Annotated in this window: 17 protein-coding genes; 9 read left to right on the top strand and 8 right to left on the bottom strand. The window is 60.8% G+C overall.

Going from position 1 to position 19,160, the window contains the following annotated elements:
* Positions 1 to 22: 22 nt before the first annotated feature.
* The 7 genes from cyoE to hmpA all read right to left on the bottom strand — a co-directional run bounded on the left by cyoE (position 23) and on the right by hmpA (position 7,644).
* Positions 23 to 910: a heme o synthase gene (gene cyoE, locus J3P94_RS22900; RefSeq protein WP_039591595.1), complete on the bottom strand. Its 888-nt coding sequence runs from the start codon at positions 908 to 910 to the stop codon at positions 23 to 25.
* A gap of 11 nt (positions 911 to 921) precedes the next feature.
* Positions 922 to 1,257: a cytochrome o ubiquinol oxidase subunit IV gene (gene cyoD / locus J3P94_RS22905; protein WP_249876093.1), complete on the bottom strand. Its 336-nt coding sequence runs from the start codon at positions 1,255 to 1,257 to the stop codon at positions 922 to 924.
* Positions 1,258 to 1,884, bottom strand: coding sequence for a cytochrome o ubiquinol oxidase subunit III (locus J3P94_RS22910; RefSeq protein WP_053125033.1), 627 nt, complete (start codon positions 1,882 to 1,884; stop codon positions 1,258 to 1,260).
* A 3-nt stretch (positions 1,885 to 1,887) separates the two neighbouring features.
* Complete coding sequence (cyoB, locus tag J3P94_RS22915) at positions 1,888 to 3,918, bottom strand: cytochrome o ubiquinol oxidase subunit I (RefSeq protein WP_305496694.1); 2,031 nt, start codon at positions 3,916 to 3,918, stop codon at positions 1,888 to 1,890.
* A gap of 3 nt (positions 3,919 to 3,921) precedes the next feature.
* On the bottom strand, positions 3,922 to 4,869 hold the full coding sequence (gene cyoA / locus J3P94_RS22920; protein ID WP_305496696.1) for a ubiquinol oxidase subunit II: 948 nt from the start codon (positions 4,867 to 4,869) through the stop codon (positions 3,922 to 3,924).
* A 781-nt stretch (positions 4,870 to 5,650) separates the two neighbouring features.
* A complete protein-coding gene (locus tag J3P94_RS22925; RefSeq protein ID WP_434569750.1) occupies positions 5,651 to 6,160 on the bottom strand; it encodes a disulfide bond formation protein B in 510 nt (169 codons plus the stop codon).
* 302 nt (positions 6,161 to 6,462) lie between these two features.
* On the bottom strand, positions 6,463 to 7,644 hold the full coding sequence (hmpA, locus tag J3P94_RS22930; protein WP_434569751.1) for an NO-inducible flavohemoprotein: 1,182 nt from the start codon (positions 7,642 to 7,644) through the stop codon (positions 6,463 to 6,465).
* Positions 7,645 to 7,794: 150 nt separating this feature from the next.
* Here hmpA and norR point away from each other — a divergent pair, with 150 nt between their 5' ends.
* The 5 genes from norR (at position 7,795) to J3P94_RS22955 (ending at position 12,973) form a co-directional block, all read left to right on the top strand.
* The gene (norR, locus tag J3P94_RS22935; protein ID WP_434569752.1) at positions 7,795 to 9,348 is read left to right on the top strand and encodes a nitric oxide reductase transcriptional regulator NorR; all 1,554 of its coding nucleotides are present in this window, start codon (positions 7,795 to 7,797) and stop codon (positions 9,346 to 9,348) included.
* Between the two features lie 277 nt (positions 9,349 to 9,625).
* A complete protein-coding gene (locus tag J3P94_RS22940; protein ID WP_030139917.1) occupies positions 9,626 to 10,528 on the top strand; it encodes a chemotaxis protein CheV in 903 nt (300 codons plus the stop codon).
* Positions 10,529 to 10,644: 116 nt separating this feature from the next.
* On the top strand, positions 10,645 to 10,971 hold the full coding sequence (locus J3P94_RS22945; RefSeq protein WP_434569753.1) for a hypothetical protein: 327 nt from the start codon (positions 10,645 to 10,647) through the stop codon (positions 10,969 to 10,971).
* Between the two features lie 78 nt (positions 10,972 to 11,049).
* The gene (locus J3P94_RS22950) at positions 11,050 to 11,799 is read left to right on the top strand and encodes a YkgJ family cysteine cluster protein (protein ID WP_434569754.1); all 750 of its coding nucleotides are present in this window, start codon (positions 11,050 to 11,052) and stop codon (positions 11,797 to 11,799) included.
* A 202-nt stretch (positions 11,800 to 12,001) separates the two neighbouring features.
* The gene (locus J3P94_RS22955; RefSeq protein WP_434569755.1) at positions 12,002 to 12,973 is read left to right on the top strand and encodes a 2-hydroxyacid dehydrogenase; all 972 of its coding nucleotides are present in this window, start codon (positions 12,002 to 12,004) and stop codon (positions 12,971 to 12,973) included.
* Between the two features lie 159 nt (positions 12,974 to 13,132).
* On the opposite strand, the gene J3P94_RS22960 is transcribed toward J3P94_RS22955, so the two are convergent.
* The gene (locus J3P94_RS22960; RefSeq protein ID WP_434569756.1) at positions 13,133 to 14,032 is read right to left on the bottom strand and encodes a DMT family transporter; all 900 of its coding nucleotides are present in this window, start codon (positions 14,030 to 14,032) and stop codon (positions 13,133 to 13,135) included.
* Positions 14,033 to 14,167: 135 nt separating this feature from the next.
* On the opposite strand from J3P94_RS22960, the gene J3P94_RS22965 reads away from it, so the two are divergent.
* From J3P94_RS22965 to fecA, 4 genes are all read left to right on the top strand, one after another.
* Positions 14,168 to 15,043 carry a helix-turn-helix domain-containing protein gene (locus J3P94_RS22965; RefSeq protein ID WP_434569757.1) on the top strand — a complete coding sequence of 292 codons (876 nt, stop codon included), beginning with the start codon at positions 14,168 to 14,170 and terminating at the stop codon, positions 15,041 to 15,043.
* Between the two features lie 156 nt (positions 15,044 to 15,199).
* A complete protein-coding gene (locus tag J3P94_RS22970; RefSeq protein WP_434569758.1) occupies positions 15,200 to 15,688 on the top strand; it encodes a sigma-70 family RNA polymerase sigma factor in 489 nt (162 codons plus the stop codon).
* Positions 15,689 to 15,696: 8 nt separating this feature from the next.
* Entirely contained in the window at positions 15,697 to 16,644 is a 948-nt protein-coding gene (locus tag J3P94_RS22975; protein ID WP_434569759.1) for a FecR domain-containing protein, read from the top strand.
* Positions 16,645 to 16,753: 109 nt separating this feature from the next.
* Positions 16,754 to 19,093: a TonB-dependent Fe(3+) dicitrate receptor FecA gene (fecA, locus tag J3P94_RS22980; protein WP_434569760.1), complete on the top strand. Its 2,340-nt coding sequence runs from the start codon at positions 16,754 to 16,756 to the stop codon at positions 19,091 to 19,093.
* Positions 19,094 to 19,160: the final 67 nt, after the last annotated feature.

Genomic DNA, 19,160 nt, shown 5'->3' on the forward strand with positions numbered 1-19,160 from the left:
CTTTTTGTGCAGCGTCTGAAGCTTAAGGCGCGTACGTCAGCAGCAGCTCACTTGGCACTTTGAAGTCCAGGGACATCATGACGCTCAGCGCGGTGATGGTGAAGATCGAGAACACGAACAGCTTGCGTGCCCAGACCGTGTCATCCACCGCCTTGTAACCGGTCCAGGCCATGTACAGCCAGTACATGCCCATGGCGGCGGCGACGGCGAGGTAGCTCATGCCGGCGTAACCGCTGAACGTCAGCATCAAGGTCGCCACGAGGAAGGCCAGGATGTAGAGCAGGATGTGCTTCTTGGCCACCTGGATACCACGCTTGACCGGCAACACCGGGATCGAGGCTGCCAGGTAGTCGTTGAAGCGGAAGATCGCGATGGCATAGGAATGCGGCATCTGCCACAGGCTGAACATCACCAGCAGCGTCAGCGCAGCCATGTCGAAGCTGTTGCTGACCGCGACATAACCGATCACCGGCGGCATCGCCCCCGACAGGCTGCCCACCAGCGTGCCGTGGACCGACTTGCGCTTGAGGTACAGGCTGTAGAGACCGACGTAGATGACAAAACCGATCACCGCGAACAACGCCGCCAACGGATTGGCCACCCAGTACAACAGCGCCACGCCGGCCACGCCCAGCACCGTGGCGAATGCCAGGGCCAGTTGCACCGGAATCAGGCCTTGGACCAGCGCCCGATTCTTGGTGCGTTCCATCTTGATGTCGATGTCGCGGTCGATGCAGTTGTTGAACACGCAACCGGACGCCACCACCAGGGAAGTGCCGATCATCGCTGCCAGGAAGATGGCCAGATCGACATGCCCTTTCGAGGCCAGGAAAAACCCGCCCGCCACAGAAAGCACGTTACCGAAAATGATCCCCGGCTTGGTGATTTGGATAAAGTGCTTCAGTGACATCCGGACTTTCCTCAGTGCGCCATCATGTTGGAGTGGATGCTGAACATGATCCACAACGACAAGCCGACCAGCAGTACGATCACCAGCGCAGCGAAGACAAACGCAATGACGTTGTTACGCTGGGCGGCCGAGCGGTCCAGGTGCAGGAAGTACACCAGGTGGACCAATACTTGGACCACGGCGAAGATCAGAATGATCCAGAGCGTCAGGCTCTTCGGCAGCGTTGGATACATCACCAGGCCGAACGGAATGACGGTCAGGATCACCGACAGGATGAAACCGATGGCGTAGGACTTGACGCTGCCGTGGCCGGCGTCATGGCCATCATGGGAATGTGCGTTAGCCATTTACAGGGTCCCCATCAGATAAACAACGGTGAATACGCAGATCCACACCACGTCCAGGAAGTGCCAGAACAGGCTCAGGCAGCTCAGGCGCGTCTTGTTGGTGGCGGTCAGGCCGTTTTTCTGGACCTGGTACATCATGATCGCCATCCAGATCAGACCGCTGGTCACGTGCAGACCGTGGGTGCCGACCAGGGTGAAGAACCCGGACAGGAAGCCGCTGCGGCTAGGGCCGTAGCCTTCGGCGATCAGGATGTGGAACTCGTTGATCTCCATGGCGATAAAGCCGGCGCCCAGCAGGAAGGTCATTGCCAACCAGCCCAGTACCTGGGTTTTCTTACCCTTGAACAACGCCAGCATGGCGAAGCCGTAGGTGATCGAACTGAACAGCAGCAGCGCCGTTTCGCCCAGTACATAAGGCAGTTCGAAGATGTCGTGGCCCGACGGGCCACCGGCGACGTTGTTAACCAGCACCGCATATACCGCGAAGATCGACGCAAACAGAATGCAGTCGGTCATCAGGTAGAGCCAGAAACCGAATACGGTCATCTCGCCCGAGTCGTGGTGATGGTCATCGTGCCCATGGTCATGACCATGGGCGTGTCCAACATTGGTCACTAAGTTCGACATGGTTTAAGCCTGTTCCAACGAGGTTTCAACACGGGTGGCGGAGGCTGGGACTTTCCCGGCCGCGACCAGACGCTTGTGCTGCTCGGCTTCGATGCGCTCGATGACATCCACCGGCACCATGTAGCCCTGATCATCACGGGCGGCATGGATGGTGAAATACACCACGGTGCCGACCAGGCTGGCGATGGCCAGCCACCAGATGTGCCAGATCATCGCGAAACCGAACACGGTCAACAGAGCCCCCATGACCACACCGGTAGCGGTGTTGTTGGGCATGTGGATCGGCGCGTACCTGGCCGGAGTCTGGTACGCGGTACCGTTTTCCTTGGCTTCGGTGAACGGGTCGATGGTTTCCGCTTTCGGCAGCACGGCGAAGTTGTAGAACGGTGGTGGCGAAGAAGTCGACCATTCCAGGGTATGGGCATTCCACGGGTCACCGTGTTCGCACATGTTTTCCGGCTTCTTGCGGTCACGCACACTGACGTACAGCTGGATCAGCTGGCAGGCGATACCGACAGCGATCATCACCGCACCGAACATGGCAACGTACAGGTACGGCACCCACTCAGGGTTGGTGGTGGCGTTCAGGCGACGGGTCATGCCCATGAAGCCCAGTGCATAGAGCGGCATGAACGCGACGAAGAAGCCCGAGATCCAGAACCAGAACGCTGCCTTGCCCCAACCTTCGTGCAGCTTGAAGCCGAACGCTTTCGGGAAGTAGAACGCAAAGCCCGCGATGTAGCCGAACACGGCGCCGCCGATGATCACGTTATGGAAGTGCGCGATCACGAACAGGCTGTTGTGCAACACGAAGTCCGCACCCGGGATGGCCAGCAGTACGCCGGTCATGCCGCCGATGGCGAAGGTCACCATGAAGCCCAGGGTCCACAGCACGTGGCTGGTGAAACGCAGGCGGCCCTGGTAGATGGTGAACAGCCAGTTGAACAGCTTCACACCCGTCGGAATCGAGATCAGCATCGTCGCCAGGCCGAAGAAGGCGTTGACGCTGGCACCCGAACCCATGGTGAAGAAGTGGTGCAGCCAGACCATGAAGCCCAGTACCGAGATCGCGCCGGAAGCGTAGATCATCGAGTGGTGGCCAAACAGTTTCTTGCCGGAGAAGGTCGAGATGACTTCGGAGAAAATACCGAACGCCGGCAGGATCAGGATGTACACCTCAGGGTGACCCCAGGCCCAGAACAGGTTGACGTACATCATCGGATTGCCACCCAGTTCATTGGTGAAAATGTGGAAATCCATGTAGCGGTCAAGCGTCAGCAGTGCCAGGGTAGCGGTGAGGATCGGGAACGAAGCGACGATCAGCACGTTGGCCCAGGTGCAGGTCCAGGTGAAGATCGGCATGTCCATCAGCTTCATGCCAGGGGTACGCATCTTCAACACGGTGGCCAGGAAGTTGACCCCCGTCAGCGTTGTCCCCAACCCGGATAGCTGTAGCGCCCAGATGTAGTAATCCACCCCCACGCCCGGACTGTATTGCAGCCCCGACAACGGCGGATAGGCAACCCAACCGGTCTTGGCGAATTCGCCAACACCCAGGGAAACGTTGATCAGCACCACGCCGGACACCAGCAGCCAGAAGCTCAGGGAGTTCAGGAATGGATAGGCAACGTCACGCGCGCCGATCTGCAGCGGCACTGCAAGGTTCATCAGGCCGGTGAAGAATGGCATCGCCATGAAGATGATCATGATCACACCGTGGGCGGTGAAGATCTGGTCATAGTGTTCAGGCGGCAGGTAGCCGGGCGAGCCCTCGGTGGCCATGGCCAACTGGGTACGCATCATGATCGCGTCGGCAAAACCGCGCAGCAGCATGACCATGGCGACGATGATGTACATCACGCCGATCTTCTTGTGGTCGACCGAGGTCAACCATTCAGTCCACAGGTAAGTCCACTTCTTGAAATAAGTGATACCCGCGAACAACGCCAGACCACCGAGCGCGATGATGGCGAGGGTCACCATGACAATCGGCTCGTGGAACGGGATCGCTTCCCAACTTAATTTACCAAACATCGTTTACTCCTCTGCCCCGGCAGCTGAATGCGAGCTCATGTCCATCCCTTCCATGTTGTGGGCCACTTCCTTGTCTTTCTTCTCGTGATGCATCGGCTTGCCCGGATTCATCCCTTCATACTTATCGATGATGGTCTGGAACAGGTTCGGCGTGACCGATGAGTAGAGTTCGACAGGGTTGTTCTGGCTCGGCTTGGAAAGGGCTTCGTATTCAGCTTTTTCAAGCTGTTTAGGTGCCTTCTTCACTTCGTTTACCCAGGCGTCGAACTCTTCCTGGGTGGTGGCGGTCGCTTTGAACTTCATGCCGGTGAAACCCGCGCCGCTGTAGTTGGCGGAGATACCTTCAAGTTCGGTGTTCTGGTTGGCGATCAGGTGCAGCTTGGTCTGCATGCCGGCCATCGCGTAGATCTGGCCGCCCAGGCCCGGGATGAAGAACGAGTTCATCACGGTGTCGGAGGTGACCTTGAAGTTGATCGGCGTGTGGGCCGGGAACACGATCTTGTTAACCGTGGCAATGCCTTGTTCCGGATAGATGAACAGCCACTTCCAATCCATCGAGACCACTTCGATGGTGATCGGCTTGACGTCGGAATCCAGCGGACGGTACGGGTCCAGGGCGTGGGTCGACTTGTAGGTGATGTAACCCAGGGCAATGATGATCAGTACCGGAATGGTCCACACCGCGATTTCGATCTTGGTCGAGTGGGACCATTTCGGCGTGTAGGTGGCACTGGTGTTGGACGCGCGATATTTCCAGGCGAACAGGAACGTCATGACGATAACCGGCACGACGACCAGCAACATCAGCAGCGTGGCGGTGATGATCAGGTTTCGCTCATCCAGGCCGACCTGGCCCTTGGGATCGAGCAGGGTCATGTTGCAGCCTCCCAGCAGCAACGTGCCGAGCAGCGGCAACAAGCCTAGTAATCGGGGGTACCTGTTTTTACTCATCTCACGACCTCTAAAGCAGCTTGCGCAATGCAGTTGGGTTTTGATCGCCAACACTTCACCCTGCCAAGGGTTGGCATTTTCTTGGATTGAATAAGGGCTGCCCGTCGAACGTCAGACGCTGTTCGACACATCCTGGGCCAGCAGTGAGTTCTTATTCGTTGGTCAAAGGCCTGTTCAAGCCCAATTCCGTTTGGTGCGGGTAGTTGGAGGCACCGACACCTGGGGTCGCATGGGGCGCTGGCGCCCTTCGACCACTCTCGTGCTCAAGCCTGAGCCGGGTCGGAAAATCGGTGCGGGCGATTGTAGTGAGCTGCGGCGTTCGAGACCATGTCTTAACCCGAAATAATTTTTCTCCGATCCGGCAATAATCTGCCGCCGATATTGCAACGGGCCAGCATGTTATCGAAATTAATTCTCAACAAGAACCCCAAAAAACGTAAGGCTACTACGCCCGATTTAGACAGCTCCAGCAATTTACGGCGAGCTTTGACCCGCTTTAGGCGCCCATTTTACGGGGCCTTGAAGGCAACCCGCTGCGCTGTTAAAAATGCCTGCTGCAGAGCGGCTCCCAATTGAAAGCGAAGGGTGATCAGGCGGTTTTTTTGTTGCAGAATGAGGCGGCAATTCGGCCCTCGGACGGCAGCGAGACAGCAGATATGTGACAACATGTCGCACACTGTCGCAGGGTGTTCCTGCCTCTGATCAAGACGGTGCCTCATCGACCCTGAAACGTAAAACGCCCCGGTTCCGAAGAAGAGCCGGGGCGTTTTTCCACGATACTTCAGCGCAGCGTCTTGCGATTGCGCGACACCAGCAATGGCACCAGCACGACGGTGAGGACAAACGCCACCAGTGCCCATTGCGCCAGTGACAGGCCGAGGATCGGCGGGTACGGGGTGGAACAGAAACCATCGACCTGGAAGCCCAGCGGGAAGATCTTCGCCAGCGGCAGGCTATCGACAATTGGCTGCAACACATCTACGCCGCAACTGACCGCGGGGAAAAACTGAGTGTACACATGGTGCCCGGCCACACCCGCCCCTGCCAGCGCGCAAAGCACGACAAGGCCTTCGAAGACCGTCAGGCTGCGGCGCGTACGCATGGCCGCGCCGATAAAAGCGAAGATGGCAATCAGCAACAACGCATAGCGCTGCAGGATGCACAGCGGGCATGGCGCTTCACCAAGCACCACCTGCATATATAAAGCACCGCCGATCAGTCCCAGGCAGATCAACCCCAGCAGCACCAGATAGCGCCGCTCACGGCCCAGCCGCAGCATTTCCTCACTCATTGCTTTTCCCTTTGATAGGCATGGATCGACGCGCGGCCTTGCGGCGACCGGCGCGCTTTCGGATCGCCGAAGTCTACACGCAGATCGTGAACGAGCGCAGTCGGCAATATGGAGGGAATAGACAGGAAAGAGGTTAAGCGGGGATTAATTCCAGCGCAGCGCCGGTCATGCCGCCCCTTTCGCGAGCAGGCTCGCTCCCACAGATCATGCGTCGTGCATGCGTGTTCCGGATACGCAGATCCTCTGTGGGAGCGAGCCTGCTCGCGAAGAAGGCAACCCGGTCACCCGGATTGCCCTGGCATTTATTCCAAAGCAGCCGCCGGCCCGAAGAATTCATAACGGCTTTGTCCCGGCGGTACGCCCAAGGCTTTGAGATGACGCTTGATGGCCGCCATGAACCCCTTCGGCCCAAGGAAGTACGCGTCCAGGTCTCGCTGCTCGGGCAACCACTGCGCCAGTTGCTCCTCACTCAACAGCCCTACCTTGTCAGCCGCCGGCCCAGCGCCGTCGTGCTCGTCATAACAGTAGAAACGCTTGAGTTGCGGGTGCCGCTTGGCCAGGTCGTCGATCCACTCGCGAAAGGCATGGACCTGGCCATTGCGCGCGCAGTGAATGAAATGCACCGGGCGCTCGGTTTGCAGCGCCGCTTGCAACATCGCCAGGGTCGGAGTGATGCCGACGCCGCCACTGATCAGCACCAGCGGCTTGTCGCTGGCGGTGAGGTAAAAATCTCCCGATGGCGGAAACAGCTGGATGCTGCTGCCGACCTGGAAATGGTCGTGCAGGTAATTGGATACCCGTCCGCCCGCCTCGCGCTTGACGCTGATGCGGTACTGGCCATTGTTCGCCAAGGCCGACAACGAATAGTTGCGGCGCACTTCTTCACCGTCCAGCACCAGCTTCATACCGATGTACTGGCCGGGCTCGGCTTGCAGGATAGGCCCCTTGTCCGCCGGTTCGAAGTAGAACGAAGTGATTTCCGCGCTTTCCTGCACCTTGGCCTTCAGGATGAACTCACGTTCACCGCGCCAGCCGCCGGGTGCCGCGGCTTTGCGGTCATACAAGCTGGTTTCGGCGCCGATCAGGATATCGGCCAACTGGTTATAGGCCGCGCCCCACGCCGAAATCACTTCAGGTGTAGCGATCTCTTCGCCCAGTACCTCGGCGATTGCCCGCAGCAAGCAGGAGCCGACGATCGGGTAATGCTGTGGCTGGATCTGCAAGGCCACGTGCTTGTTGACGATCTTCGCCACCAGGTCGCCCAACTGGTCGAGTTGATCGATGTGCCGCGCATACATCAATACACCGTTAGCCAGCGCACGCGGCTGGTCGCCGCTGGCCTGGTGAGCCTGGTTGAACAGCGGGCGCACTTGCGGGTATTCGGACAGCATCATGCGGTAGAAGTGAGTGATCAGCGCTTCCCCACCGCTCTCAAGCAAGGGGACAGTGGAACGGATGATGGCGCGTTGTTCTCGACTCAGCATGGGTGACTCCTCGCGTGGTACAAATAACAGTTACCTATGCCTATCAGTTTTCATGCCACAAATTTTGACCTTGTATTTCAGGCAGTTGAAGACGATGTAGTCATATCGATAAGACAGCACTTATAGTCCTTATGACTAGATGGAGTCATTATGACCGCAACTTCCTTGCTGACCTCGCTATTGCCGCTAGTAGCCGACCTGTCCCGCGAACTGCCTGAAGGCGAGCGCTATCGGCGCCTGCTCGGAGCCCTGCGCAGCCTGTTGCCTTGCGATGCCGCTGCGCTGTTGCGCCTGGACGGCGACTGCCTCGTCCCGCTGGCCGTGGATGGCTTGAGCACCGACACCCTGGGCCGGCGATTCCGGGTCAGCGAGCATCCGCGTTTCGAAGCTTTGCTGGCCAATCCGCAGCCCACTCGCTTCGCCACCGACAGTGACCTGCCCGATCCGTACGACGGATTGGTGGAAGGGCTGGATGAACATCTGGAGGTTCACGATTGCATGGGTTGCCCGCTGTTTGTCGATGAGCAGCCCTGGGGCTTGCTGACCCTGGACTCGCTGGACCCGGAACGCTTCGAACCTATTGACCTGAGCGCCCTGCAAGCCTTCGCCAGCCTCGCCGCCGCCACTGTCAGCGCCGCCGAACGTATCGAGCGCCTTGCGTTGAGGGCCGAGGACGAGCATCGCCGCGCCGAGGTCTACCGTCAGGCCAGCGGCCAGCAGCAGCGCGACATGGTCGGCCAGAGCAAGCCCCATAAACGCCTGGTGGAAGAGATCAAGCTGGTCGGGGGCAGTGACCTGACGGTACTGATCACTGGCGAAACCGGCGTCGGCAAGGAATTGGTCGCCCAGGCCATTCACGCCGCCTCCCACCGTGCCGACCAGCCGCTGATCAGCCTCAATTGCGCGGCGCTGCCTGACACGCTGGTGGAAAGTGAACTCTTCGGCCATGTTCGAGGCGCGTTCACCGGTGCCACCCATGACCGGCGCGGCAAATTCGAGCTGGCGGATGGCGGCACGCTGTTCCTCGACGAGGTGGGCGAACTGTCCCTGACCGTCCAGGCCAAATTGCTTCGCGTGTTGCAAAGCGGCCAGCTGCAACGCCTGGGCTCGGACAAGGAGCACCGCGTCGATGTGCGCCTGATTGCGGCGACCAACCGCGACCTCGCCGAGGAAGTGCGCAATGGCCGTTATCGGGCCGACTTCTACCACCGGTTGAGTGTCTACCCGCTGCAAGTGCCTGCGCTGCGTGATCGCGGGCGCGATGTGCTGCTGCTCGCCGGCTTCTTCCTGGAACAGAACCGCTCGCGCATGGGCCTTGGCAGCCTGCGCCTGACCAGCGACGCCCAGGCTGCGTTGCTGGCCTACGATTGGCCGGGCAACGTGCGCGAACTGGAACACCTGATCGGTCGCAGCGCGTTGAAGGCATTGGGCAAGCATCCGGTTCGGCCGAAGATTCTCAGCTTGAGCGCCGATGATCTGGATCTGCCTCATGTACTCCCGGAAAATGCTCCGAACAACAGCCCCGCGCCAGCCTCCACGGTGAAGGTTTCCGGTGACTTGCGCCAGGCCACGGAAAATTATCAACGGCAAATGATCAGCGGCTGCCTGGAACGCCATCAGCACAACTGGGCCAGCGCTGCCCGGGAACTGGGCCTGGATCGGGCCAACCTGGGGCGGATGGCCAGGCGGCTGGGCCTCAAATAGTTTGCCGAGGAGATTCTGTGGCGAGGGAGCTTGCTCCCGCTGGGTTGCGAAGCAGCCCTCACCTGCAGCGCGGTTTCGAATTTTGCGACCGCTGCGCGGCCGAGCGGGAGCAAGCTCCCTCGCCACAAAAGCAGCGTTATGTGGACAGTGCTGCAGCGATCCTCGCCATTGACAGTTTTTCGCCCTAAAGCCTGCCCCCGACAAGTCGATAACCCGTTATCAAAAGCTGTCTTGGCGATCTTCATGCTCGCCCCACCTTTTTCCACAGAAGGTTTTTATGTCTTCCAACAAAGCCCGCGCAGATTCCCTTTCGCTTCTGCTGTTTACCTTGCGCAGCGGCAAGCTGATGGCAATCAACCTGCTCAAGGTCAGCGAAATCATTCCCTGCCCGCCGCTGACCAAACTGCCGGAGTCGCACCCACACGTAAAAGGCATCGCCACGTTGCGCGGAACGTCGTTGTCGGTGATCGACCTCAGCCGCGCCATTGGCGAGCGGCCGCTGGAAGACCCGGACGGCGGGTGCCTGATCGTCACCGACGTCAGCCGCTCCAAGCAGGGCCTGCACGTGCAGGCGGTGAGCAAGATCGTGCATTGCCTGACTACCGACATCAAGCCGCCGCCCTACGGCTCCGGCGGTGTGCGTGCGTTCATCACTGGCGTGACTTCGGTGGACGGCACGCTGGTGCAGGTGCTGGACATCGAAAAAGTCATCCACGGCATCGCCCCGGCGCAAATCGAGACGGCGCCCACCGAACTGAGCATGGAAGACGCCGAAGTCCTCGGCAACGCCCGAATCCTGGTGGTCGATGACAGCCAGGTGGCGCTCCAGCAATCGGTGCATACCCTGCGCAACCTGGGCCTGCAATGCCACACCGCCCGCAGCGCCAAGGAAGCCATCGACTGCCTGCTTGAGCTGCAAGGCACGGCGCAGGAGATCAACCTGATCGTTTCCGACATCGAAATGTCCGAGATGGACGGTTACGCCCTCACCCGGACCCTGCGGGAAACACCCGACTTCGCTCACCTCTATGTGTTGTTGCACACCTCGCTCGACAGCGCGATGAACAGTGAGAAAGCGCGGCTGGCGGGCGCCAACGGGGTACTGACCAAGTTCTCCTCGCCGGAACTGACCAAGTGCCTGATCACGGCGGCCAAGGCCGTCGCCGAACAAGGTCGCTGAACCCGCCCGCATTCCGACGGTGCGCCGAGTGCACGAGGCTGCGAGTTCGCGGCCTCGATACCTTCCCAACCTCAGGCATACTCCTGCGCTGGCCTCCCAGAACAAGGATCTTGCCGATGAAAGTACCCTGCCTGATTTTTTTTGCTCTCAGCGCCCTGGCTGCCCAGGCCTATGCCTCCAGCTCCGATGCCTGGGCTGCCTATGACAAGAAAGTCCTCGCCAGTTGCATCAAGGCCAGCGGTTTGAAAAATGCCGAACCGGTCGGCAGCCCCGCGCAATTCGACGACCGGGTCGGCTACACGGCGCTGTTGCTGCAAGGCCAATATCCGCAAAAGCACATGAAAGGCGCGACCGGCACCGAGCTGTGCCTCTACCGCAAGAAAACCAAGAGCGCGTTCGTGACCGAATGGGACTCGATCCGCCCGACCGAAACCTCCCGATGAATGGCGCATAAATTGCTTTGCATGGCTTATCACGGCGTTTTTCTGTCGCCGCTTTAGCCAATTGCCTTCGGTCAATCAATGAACACAACGTTTTCCTGCGTAGGGTGCGGTAAATGCTGCACGGGCCATCACGTTCCCCTGACGCTCGATGAAGCCAGGATGTGGGCGAATGATGGCGGCCAGGTGATTGTCCTGGTCGAGGCCTTCCTGCCCAATGGCCTCGGCCTGCCGGTGGCGCAACGCGAGCACGCCGAACGGCGCTCGGCAGTAGTGCGCAGCGGCGTCAGCGAGGCCCGCGTGGCGATCACCTTCGCCGCCTATAATCCCGGTCCTTGCCATAATCTGGACGCCGACAACCTGTGCCGCATCTATGAGCGTCGTCCCTTGGTGTGCCGCATCTATCCCATGGAAATCAACCCGCACATTCCTCTCGATACCGCCGCCAAGGATTGTCCACCTGAGTCGTGGGAAACGGGGCCGCAGTTGATCGTCGGCGGTCAGTTGGTAGATCAGGAACTGGCCCGGTTGATCGAGCGCTCCCGCCAGGCCGACCGTGAAGAGATCGCCATCAAGGAACGCATTTGCGTGTCCCTGGGCATCCATACCACCGCGCTGAAGGGCGACGGATTTACCGCGTACCTGCCGAACATGGCGGCGTTTGCCGCCGCCATCGATCAGGCTCGCGCGCAGCCAATGGACCAAGAGGCGGGCGAATGGCAGTTCCACTTGTCCGGTGATGATATTGCTCGCCAGGTCACCGACAGCGGCGCAAGTGTTGTCACCGAGGAGCCGGTCAACTACGCGTTTATTTCGCTGCGGGCCGCCTGAATTTACTCAATTCCCCTGTGGGAGCGAGCTTGCTCGCGATGGCGATATACGTGCCAGCCTATCGGTGCCTGACACACTGCTATCGCGAGCAAGCTCGCTCCCACAAAGGACTGGCGGCGTTACGATTAGATCCTCTCCTCTCGCCTAACCCGCGCCAGGAATGTTAGCGTGCTTGGTATTCTCCGCAGATGAGCCTTGCACGATGAAAAAAACCGTACTCGCCTTCAGCCGTATCACGCCCCCCATGATCGAGCGCCTGCGCCAGGACTTCGACGTGATCGTGCCCAACCCGTCGAACGGCGACATCAATGCGCAGTTCAACGAAGCCTTGCCCCATGTCCATGGGCTGATTGGCGTTGGCCGCAAGCTCGGCCGCGAGCAACTGCAGCACGCCACGAAGCTGCAAGTGGTCTCCAGCGTGTCGGTGGGCTATGACAATTACGACCTGGCGTACTTCAATGAACGCGGGATCATGCTCACCAACACTCCCGACGTGCTCACCGAAAGCACCGCCGACCTGGCGTTCGCCCTGGTGATGAGCAGTGCCCGGCGTGTCGCCGAACTGGACGCCTGGACCAAGGCTGGACAGTGGCAGGCGTCTGTCGGGCCACAGCTGTTCGGCAGCGATGTACATGGCAAGACCCTGGGCATCATCGGCATGGGCAACATCGGCGCGGCTGTTGCCCGGCGTGGTCGGCTGGGGTTCAACATGCCGATCCTCTACAGCGGCAACAGTCGCAAGCCCGAGCTGGAAAACCAGTTGGGCGCACAGTTCCGCGAACTGGACCAGTTGCTGGCCGAAGCGGACTTCGTCTGCCTGGTGGTGCCGTTGAGCGAGAAAACCCGCCACCTGATCGGCCAGCGCGAGCTGTCCCTGATGAAACCGAGCGCCATCCTGGTGAACATTTCCCGCGGTCCGGTGGTGGATGAGCCAGCGTTGATCGAAGCCTTGCAGAACAACCGCATCCGCGGCGCCGGGCTGGATGTCTACGAAAAGGAACCGCTGGCCGAGTCGCCGCTGTTCCAGTTGAAAAATGCCGTCACCTTGCCGCATATCGGTTCGGCTACCCATGAAACCCGTGAGGCCATGGCCAATCTGGCCGTGGAAAACCTGCGCAGCGCCCTGCTGGGCGAACGACCGAAGAACCTGGTCAACCCGCAAGTCTGGAAATAAGCGGGCCGAGTACTCACCGTGGCGAGGGAGCTTGCTCCCGCTGGGCTGCACAGCAGCCCCTTGCGGTTTATCTGATGTAGCGCGGTGGCAGATACGCCTTGGGGTTGCTTCGCAACCCAGCGGGAGCAAGCTCCCTCGCCACACCTCAGAGGTTGTGGCTTAACGAGCCAGCGCGACTTTCACGGTCACGGGTGGCGGCTTGCGAAACACCAACACGTTGCCCAGCATCACCAGCACCAGTCCGACCAGCGCCGGTGCCGTCCACTGATAACCCTCGACAACAGCCGAGACATTTAAGGCCACCACCGGGAACAGCACGGTGCAATACGCCGCCCGCTCCGGCCCCATGCGCCCTACCAGCGTCAGGTACGCGGTAAAGCCGATGACCGAACCCGGAATCACCAGGTACAACAGCGAGCCGACGTAGCGCGTATTCCATTCAATCTCGAACGGAATGCCCTGGAACAAGCACCACACCGACAGCATCGCGGCCCCGTAGGCCATGCCCCAGGCGTTGGTGGTCAACGGCTTGAGGCCGGCCTTCTGTTGCAGGCTCGACAGCATGTTGCCCGCCGAGAAACATAAGGTGCCCAACAGCGCCAGCGCCAACCCGAGCAGCGTTTGCGGACTTGCGCGGTGCCCGGCCAGCTCCGGCCAGAACAACAACGCCAGCCCGAGCAGCCCAAGGGCACCGCCGAGCAAGACGTTGCGGGCGATCCGCTGACCGAAGAACACCCGCGCATTCAAGGCGTTCCAGAGCGTCGCGGTGGAAAACACCACGGCGATCAGGCCGCTGGGAATCCATTGGCTGGCGGTCAGGAAACACATGAAGTTGATGCAGAACAGGCACAGGCCCTGGGCGACGCAGATCAAATGACCGCGCCGGTTCATGACCTGCAGGCGTCGGCTGAGCAGGAGCATCACGAACAGGATCAGCGCGGCGAGGCCGAAGCGATAGACAATCGACACCGGAATGGCGACGACGCCCAACTGCAGTTTCAGGGCGATCCAGGTGGTCCCCCAGATGAGCACGGTAAGCAGGTACAACGAAAGGTTCATGGCGACGACTCCTGGCAATGACGGCCAGTCTCACGCCGATACCTGCCCGACGCTTGCGTAAACTTGCGGTTTTTATCAGGGACAGGCTGGCATGGGCGCCTCGAGGGAGTAGGATTCGAGCTGGAGAAACCGATCATGACCAGTCTGCAAACCCTGCAAGTCTTCCAAGCCCTCAATAGCTCGCCCAATGCTCGCCTGGAGCACAGCGCCGAGCTCGGTGACGGCATGGCGGCGGCTTTGTGGAGCAACCATCACGACGCCCGTGACTACGAGGCGCCAACCCACCATACGCTGTCGTGCTACATCGCCGGCGGCACCGGCACTTTTCGCCGCGAGCGTCCCGACACCACGGGGGCGCCCGGCAAACTCTGCGTATTGCCGGCCGGGCATGAATCGGCCTGGGTCATCAACGGCGACATTCGCCTCGCCCACCTGTATTTCAGCCCCGAGCAATTCGCCCTGGGTTGCGTCACGCTGCTGGATCGCGAACCGCGACAAGTGCAATTGCACGAGGCAACCTTTCTCGATGACCCGCGGCAGGCACAGCGCTTTCGACAGTTGATCGAGCTGGACTGGGCCGAGCCGGCTGAGCGCCTGCTCGGCACCAGCCTGGCCCATGAGCTGCTCAGCCACCTGCTGCTCAATCAGGTTGGCCAGCGCCAGGGCCTGCGCCTGAAGGGTGGGTTGGCCGCGCACCAGCGACGCTTGCTGGTGGATTACATCGACGCTCAATTGGCCGAAGCCATCAGCCTTGGTCAACTCGCGGCGCTGTGTGCCCTGTCCGAATACCATTTCGCCCGGATGTTCCGCGAAACCTTCGGCCTGCCACCGCACCAGTACGTCCTGGCGCGGCGTCTCGCCCGGGCGCGGCACTTACTGCGCCATACCTTACAACCGTTGGGCGAGGTGGCTCTGGCCTGCGGATTTGCCAGCGCCAGCCATTTTACCAACCGCTTTCGCCAGGCCTTGGGGGCAGCTCCCGGGGAGTATCGGCAGGCGTTTTTGCCCTAGCGCATCCATGTGCGAGCGAGCCTGCTCGCGAAAGCCCGATCCGGTCCATAACCGAAACGAAACACTCATCCCGATTGCCGTTTCCCTCTGCGCGACTCTACAATGCGAACAATTCTTGTTCTCTAGCACAGCTTACCGCTGTCGGGATGTTCCTCGTTGCCGCCTGCACACACCGTCGAAGTGCTCTACAACGCCCACCACAGTTGGCTCAACGGCTGGTTGCGAAGAAAACTCGGGTGTCCCGACAGTGCCGCCGATCTGGCCCAGGACACGTTCATGCGCGTGCTGACCGCGCGCGATCCGCAGCCGGTCCTGGAGCCCCGTGCATTTCTCACCACCATCGCCAAGCGCGTATTGTTCAACCATTACCGCCGCCAGGACCTGGAACGCGCCTACCTCGACACCCTCGCCCAGATGCCGGAGCAAGTGGCGCCGTCGGAAGAGGAGCGGGCGATTATCCTGCAGACCCTGCTGGAGCTGGACCAATTGCTCGATGGTCTGCCACGTGCGGTCAAAAAGGCGTTCCTGCTGGCGCAGATCGATGGCCTGACCTACAACGAAATCGCCCGTGAACTGGGTATTTCCCTGGCGACGGTCAAGCGCCACCTGAACAAGGCAGCGATGCGCTGCTACTTCGCCCTGTGAACCCGCCGATGCCCAGCGCGCCGAACGTCAGCGCGCAAGTCGCCGAGCAGGCGGTGCATTGGCTGCTGGAAATGCAGCAGGGGCCACTCGATACGCGCCAGCAGCAAGCCTGGGAACAGTGGCTCAATGCACACAGCGAACATCGCCGCGCCTGGGAGCATATCCAGCGGGTCAACCAGCGGCTGCGCAATGTGTCTTCTCCGTTGGCCCATGCGACGCTCAACACACCGAAGTCGGCAACGCGGCGCCGGGCCCTCAAGATGTTGCTGCTGCTGGGTGCCGGCTCGGCCGCGACCTGGGGCCTGCGTGAACGCCAGTTGTTGCCGCCATTGCTCGCCGATTACCGCAGCCCGGTGGGCGAGCGGCGTCGCCTGGCGCTGGATGACGGCAGCCAGCTGCAGCTCAACAGCGGCAGCGCGGTCGATATTCGCTTCGACGCTCAGCGCCGCCTGATCCGCCTGCTGGAAGGGGAACTGCTATTGACCGCAGCCCAGGACCCACGCCCCCTGCAGGTGCTGACCGCCCATGGCCTGCTGGAAAGCCACGACGCCCGTTTCAACGTGCGTGAGTATGCAGACCACACCCAAGTCGCAGTGTTTGCCGGCCAGGTGGGCATTCGCGGCAGGCACGGCCCGGCTTTTCTGCTGGGGGATTCCCGACAAGCGTCCCTTGGCATCAACGGCACCGGTCCCGCCACGGCGCTTGACGCCAACAGCGGTGCCTGGACGGAGGGCATGCTGGTCGCCGCGCACATGCGCCTGGCGGATTTCCTTGAGGAACTGGGCCGCTACCGACGCGGCCAGCTGCACTGCGACGAGGCGGTCGCCAACCTTCTGGTCTCCGGAACTTATCCGCTGGACAACGGCGAGCGAATCCTTGATCTGCTGGAAATCAGCCTGCCGGTAAAAGTGCGGCGTTTCACCCGCTATTGGGTCACGGTCGAAGCTCGCGCTTGAGCCCATGGCGGCCCACCCAAAAAAATGATTTGCCAGTGAGCCGTTTTCCACACCTCGGGTGACAGAGAAGGAAAGCCACTTCGATATAACCTTCTCGGGATTCCCATCCATGCCGCAGCAACCCACCCGTCTCACCCCGCTCGCTCGCGCCGCGCGTCAACTGTTCCTGGGGGCCAGCTTGAGTTTCGTTGCACTGCCCGCCGTGCTGGCTGCAGAGGCCAAGGCCTATCACATTGCGCCGTCGTCGCTGGAAAACGCTCTCAATCAATTCGGCCGCGAAGCCGGCGTGTTGATTTCCTTCGGCTCGCAACTGACCGGCGGCCTGCAGAGTCGCGGCCTGGAAGGCAGCTACAGCCCCGAGCAAGGCTTGAACGCGCTGCTTGAAGGCACAGGCCTGCAAGCCCGGCCCGAGGGGGACAATGCTTTCAGCCTGCAACCGGTCAGCAGCACTGCACTGGACATCGGCACCACGACCGTGGTCGGTGACTGGCTCGGCGACGCAGCGCCGACCAACGTCTTCGAACACCCGGGCGCTCGGGACGTTATCCGCCGCGAACAATTCGAACGCCAGGGCGCGACCCAGGCCCGGGACGTGCTCAATCGCATTCCCGGCGTCAACGCACCGGAAAACAACGGCACCGGTAGCCATGACATGGCGCTGAATTTCGGTATCCGTGGCCTCAATCCGCGCCTGGCTTCCCGCTCGACGGTACTGATGGATGGCGTTCCAGTGCCTTTCGCGCCGTATGGCCAACCGCAGCTGTCCTTTGCCCCCGTGAGCATGGGCAACTTGGACGCGGTGGATGTCGTGCGCGGGGGCGGCGCGGTGCGCTACGGCCCGCAAAACGTCGGCGGCGTGGTCAACTTCGTGACCCGGGCAATACCCGATGCACCGACCGTCAAAGGCGGTTTCCAGACCGAGACGAGCCCGTCCTCCAGCCACGATGGCTTCAAGACGTCCGCCAATCTGCTGGCCGGCGGCACCGCCGATAACGGCCTGGGCGGCGCCCTGTTGTATTCCGGCACCCGCGGCGGCGACTGGCGTGAGCACAGCGACACGCAGATCGACGATCTGATCCTCAAGGGCAACTATCAACTGGACGAGGCCAACAGCTTCAACGCCATGGCCCAGTATTACGAAGGCGAGGCCGACATGCCCGGCGGCCTGAATGTGGCCGACTACAACGCCGACCCGTATCAGTCCACCCGCCAGAAAGACCGGTTCTGGGGTCGTCGTACCCTGGTCAATTTCGGCTACCGCTACCAGCAGGACCGGCGAGAATTCACCGCCAACACGTTTTTCACCAAGACCTTGCGCAGCGGCTATCTGGACCAGGGCTCCTTCCTGTCCCTGTCGCCTCGTGAATATTGGGTACGCGGCCTGGAAACCCGTCTCGCCCAAGGCTTCGATCTCGGCCCGACCAGCCACGAGGTCGGCGTCGGCTATCGCTATATCAACGAAGCCGGTCATGAACTGCGTTATCGCACACCGATCGCCAGCAACGAGCTGCCGACCACCTCCAGCCGCAACGACCGCGATACCCGCGGCGGAACCGAAGCCAATGCATTTTTCATCGATGACCGGATCGATATCGGCAAATGGACGATCACGCCCGGTATTCGCTACGAAATGATCGAATCGCAACAAACCAACAACCTGACCAACGTGAAGTACAAGGGCGACTACAACACCGCCCTGCCAGCGCTGAATGTGCTGTACCACCTGACCGACGAATGGAATCTGTATGCCAACACCGAAGGCTCGTTCGGCAGCGTGCAGTACAGCCAGATGCCCAACCGCGTCAGCAGCGGTGAAGTGAAGCCGGAGAAGGCCCGCACCTGGGAGCTTGGCACCCGTTATGACAATGGCAACCTGCGGGCAGAGATCGGCGCCTTCCTGATCAACTTCGACAACCAGTACGAAAGCAATCAGACCAACGACTCGGTGATCGCCCGGGGCGAGACCCGCCACCAGGGCATCGAAACCAGCATCAATTATGCCCTCGACGGCCTGAGCCCGGCGCTGGCCGGTTTTGACGTGTACGCCACTTACGCCTACGTCGACGCCACCATCCGCGAAGACGGACCGAACAAGGGCAACCGCGTGCCCTTCTCCTCCAGGCACAAAGGTACGCTGGGCGTGGGTTACACGGATGGGCCGTGGAAGCTGAACCTGGACAGCACCTACCAGAGCGCGCAGTTTGCCGACAACGCCAATACCCGCGCGGAAAGCGCCGATGGCAGCACCGGCAATATCCCTGGCTACATGCTGTTCAGCAGCCGCGCCGCTTATGACTTCGGCCCGCAACTGTCGGACCTGAACGTCGCGGTGGGCGTGAAGAACATCTTCAATACCCAATACTTCACCCGCTCGTTTGACGACAACAATCGGGGCAAGTACGTAGGGGAACCGCGCACGTTGTATGTGCAAACGTCCGTGGCGTTCTGATTCGGGGCCGCGGTGAATAGCTGGAACAAGACGGGCCTGCAATTGCAGGCCCGTCTGTTTGGTGGGT

Origin of the sequence: Pseudomonas sp. Z3-8 (assembly GCF_051131975.1) — a bacterium.
Lineage (GTDB): Bacteria > Pseudomonadota > Gammaproteobacteria > Pseudomonadales > Pseudomonadaceae > Aquipseudomonas.

Coding starts and splice junctions, on each gene's coding strand:
- cyoB (WP_305496694.1), bottom strand. CDS start 3,918: ATGTTTGGTAAATTAAGTTGGGAAGCGATCCCGTTCCACGAGCCGATT.
- J3P94_RS22950 (WP_434569754.1), top strand. CDS start 11,050: ATGAACACAACGTTTTCCTGCGTAGGGTGCGGTAAATGCTGCACGGGC.
- cyoE (WP_039591595.1), bottom strand. CDS start 910: ATGTCACTGAAGCACTTTATCCAAATCACCAAGCCGGGGATCATTTTC.
- J3P94_RS22945 (WP_434569753.1), top strand. CDS start 10,645: ATGAAAGTACCCTGCCTGATTTTTTTTGCTCTCAGCGCCCTGGCTGCC.
- hmpA (WP_434569751.1), bottom strand. CDS start 7,644: ATGCTGAGTCGAGAACAACGCGCCATCATCCGTTCCACTGTCCCCTTG.
- J3P94_RS22925 (WP_434569750.1), bottom strand. CDS start 6,160: ATGAGTGAGGAAATGCTGCGGCTGGGCCGTGAGCGGCGCTATCTGGTG.
- cyoD (WP_249876093.1), bottom strand. CDS start 1,257: ATGGCTAACGCACATTCCCATGATGGCCATGACGCCGGCCACGGCAGC.
- J3P94_RS22910 (WP_053125033.1), bottom strand. CDS start 1,884: ATGTCGAACTTAGTGACCAATGTTGGACACGCCCATGGTCATGACCAT.
- fecA (WP_434569760.1), top strand. CDS start 16,754: ATGCCGCAGCAACCCACCCGTCTCACCCCGCTCGCTCGCGCCGCGCGT.
- J3P94_RS22975 (WP_434569759.1), top strand. CDS start 15,697: ATGCCCAGCGCGCCGAACGTCAGCGCGCAAGTCGCCGAGCAGGCGGTG.
- cyoA (WP_305496696.1), bottom strand. CDS start 4,869: ATGAGTAAAAACAGGTACCCCCGATTACTAGGCTTGTTGCCGCTGCTC.
- J3P94_RS22965 (WP_434569757.1), top strand. CDS start 14,168: ATGACCAGTCTGCAAACCCTGCAAGTCTTCCAAGCCCTCAATAGCTCG.
- J3P94_RS22955 (WP_434569755.1), top strand. CDS start 12,002: ATGAAAAAAACCGTACTCGCCTTCAGCCGTATCACGCCCCCCATGATC.
- norR (WP_434569752.1), top strand. CDS start 7,795: ATGACCGCAACTTCCTTGCTGACCTCGCTATTGCCGCTAGTAGCCGAC.
- J3P94_RS22960 (WP_434569756.1), bottom strand. CDS start 14,032: ATGAACCTTTCGTTGTACCTGCTTACCGTGCTCATCTGGGGGACCACC.
- J3P94_RS22940 (WP_030139917.1), top strand. CDS start 9,626: ATGTCTTCCAACAAAGCCCGCGCAGATTCCCTTTCGCTTCTGCTGTTT.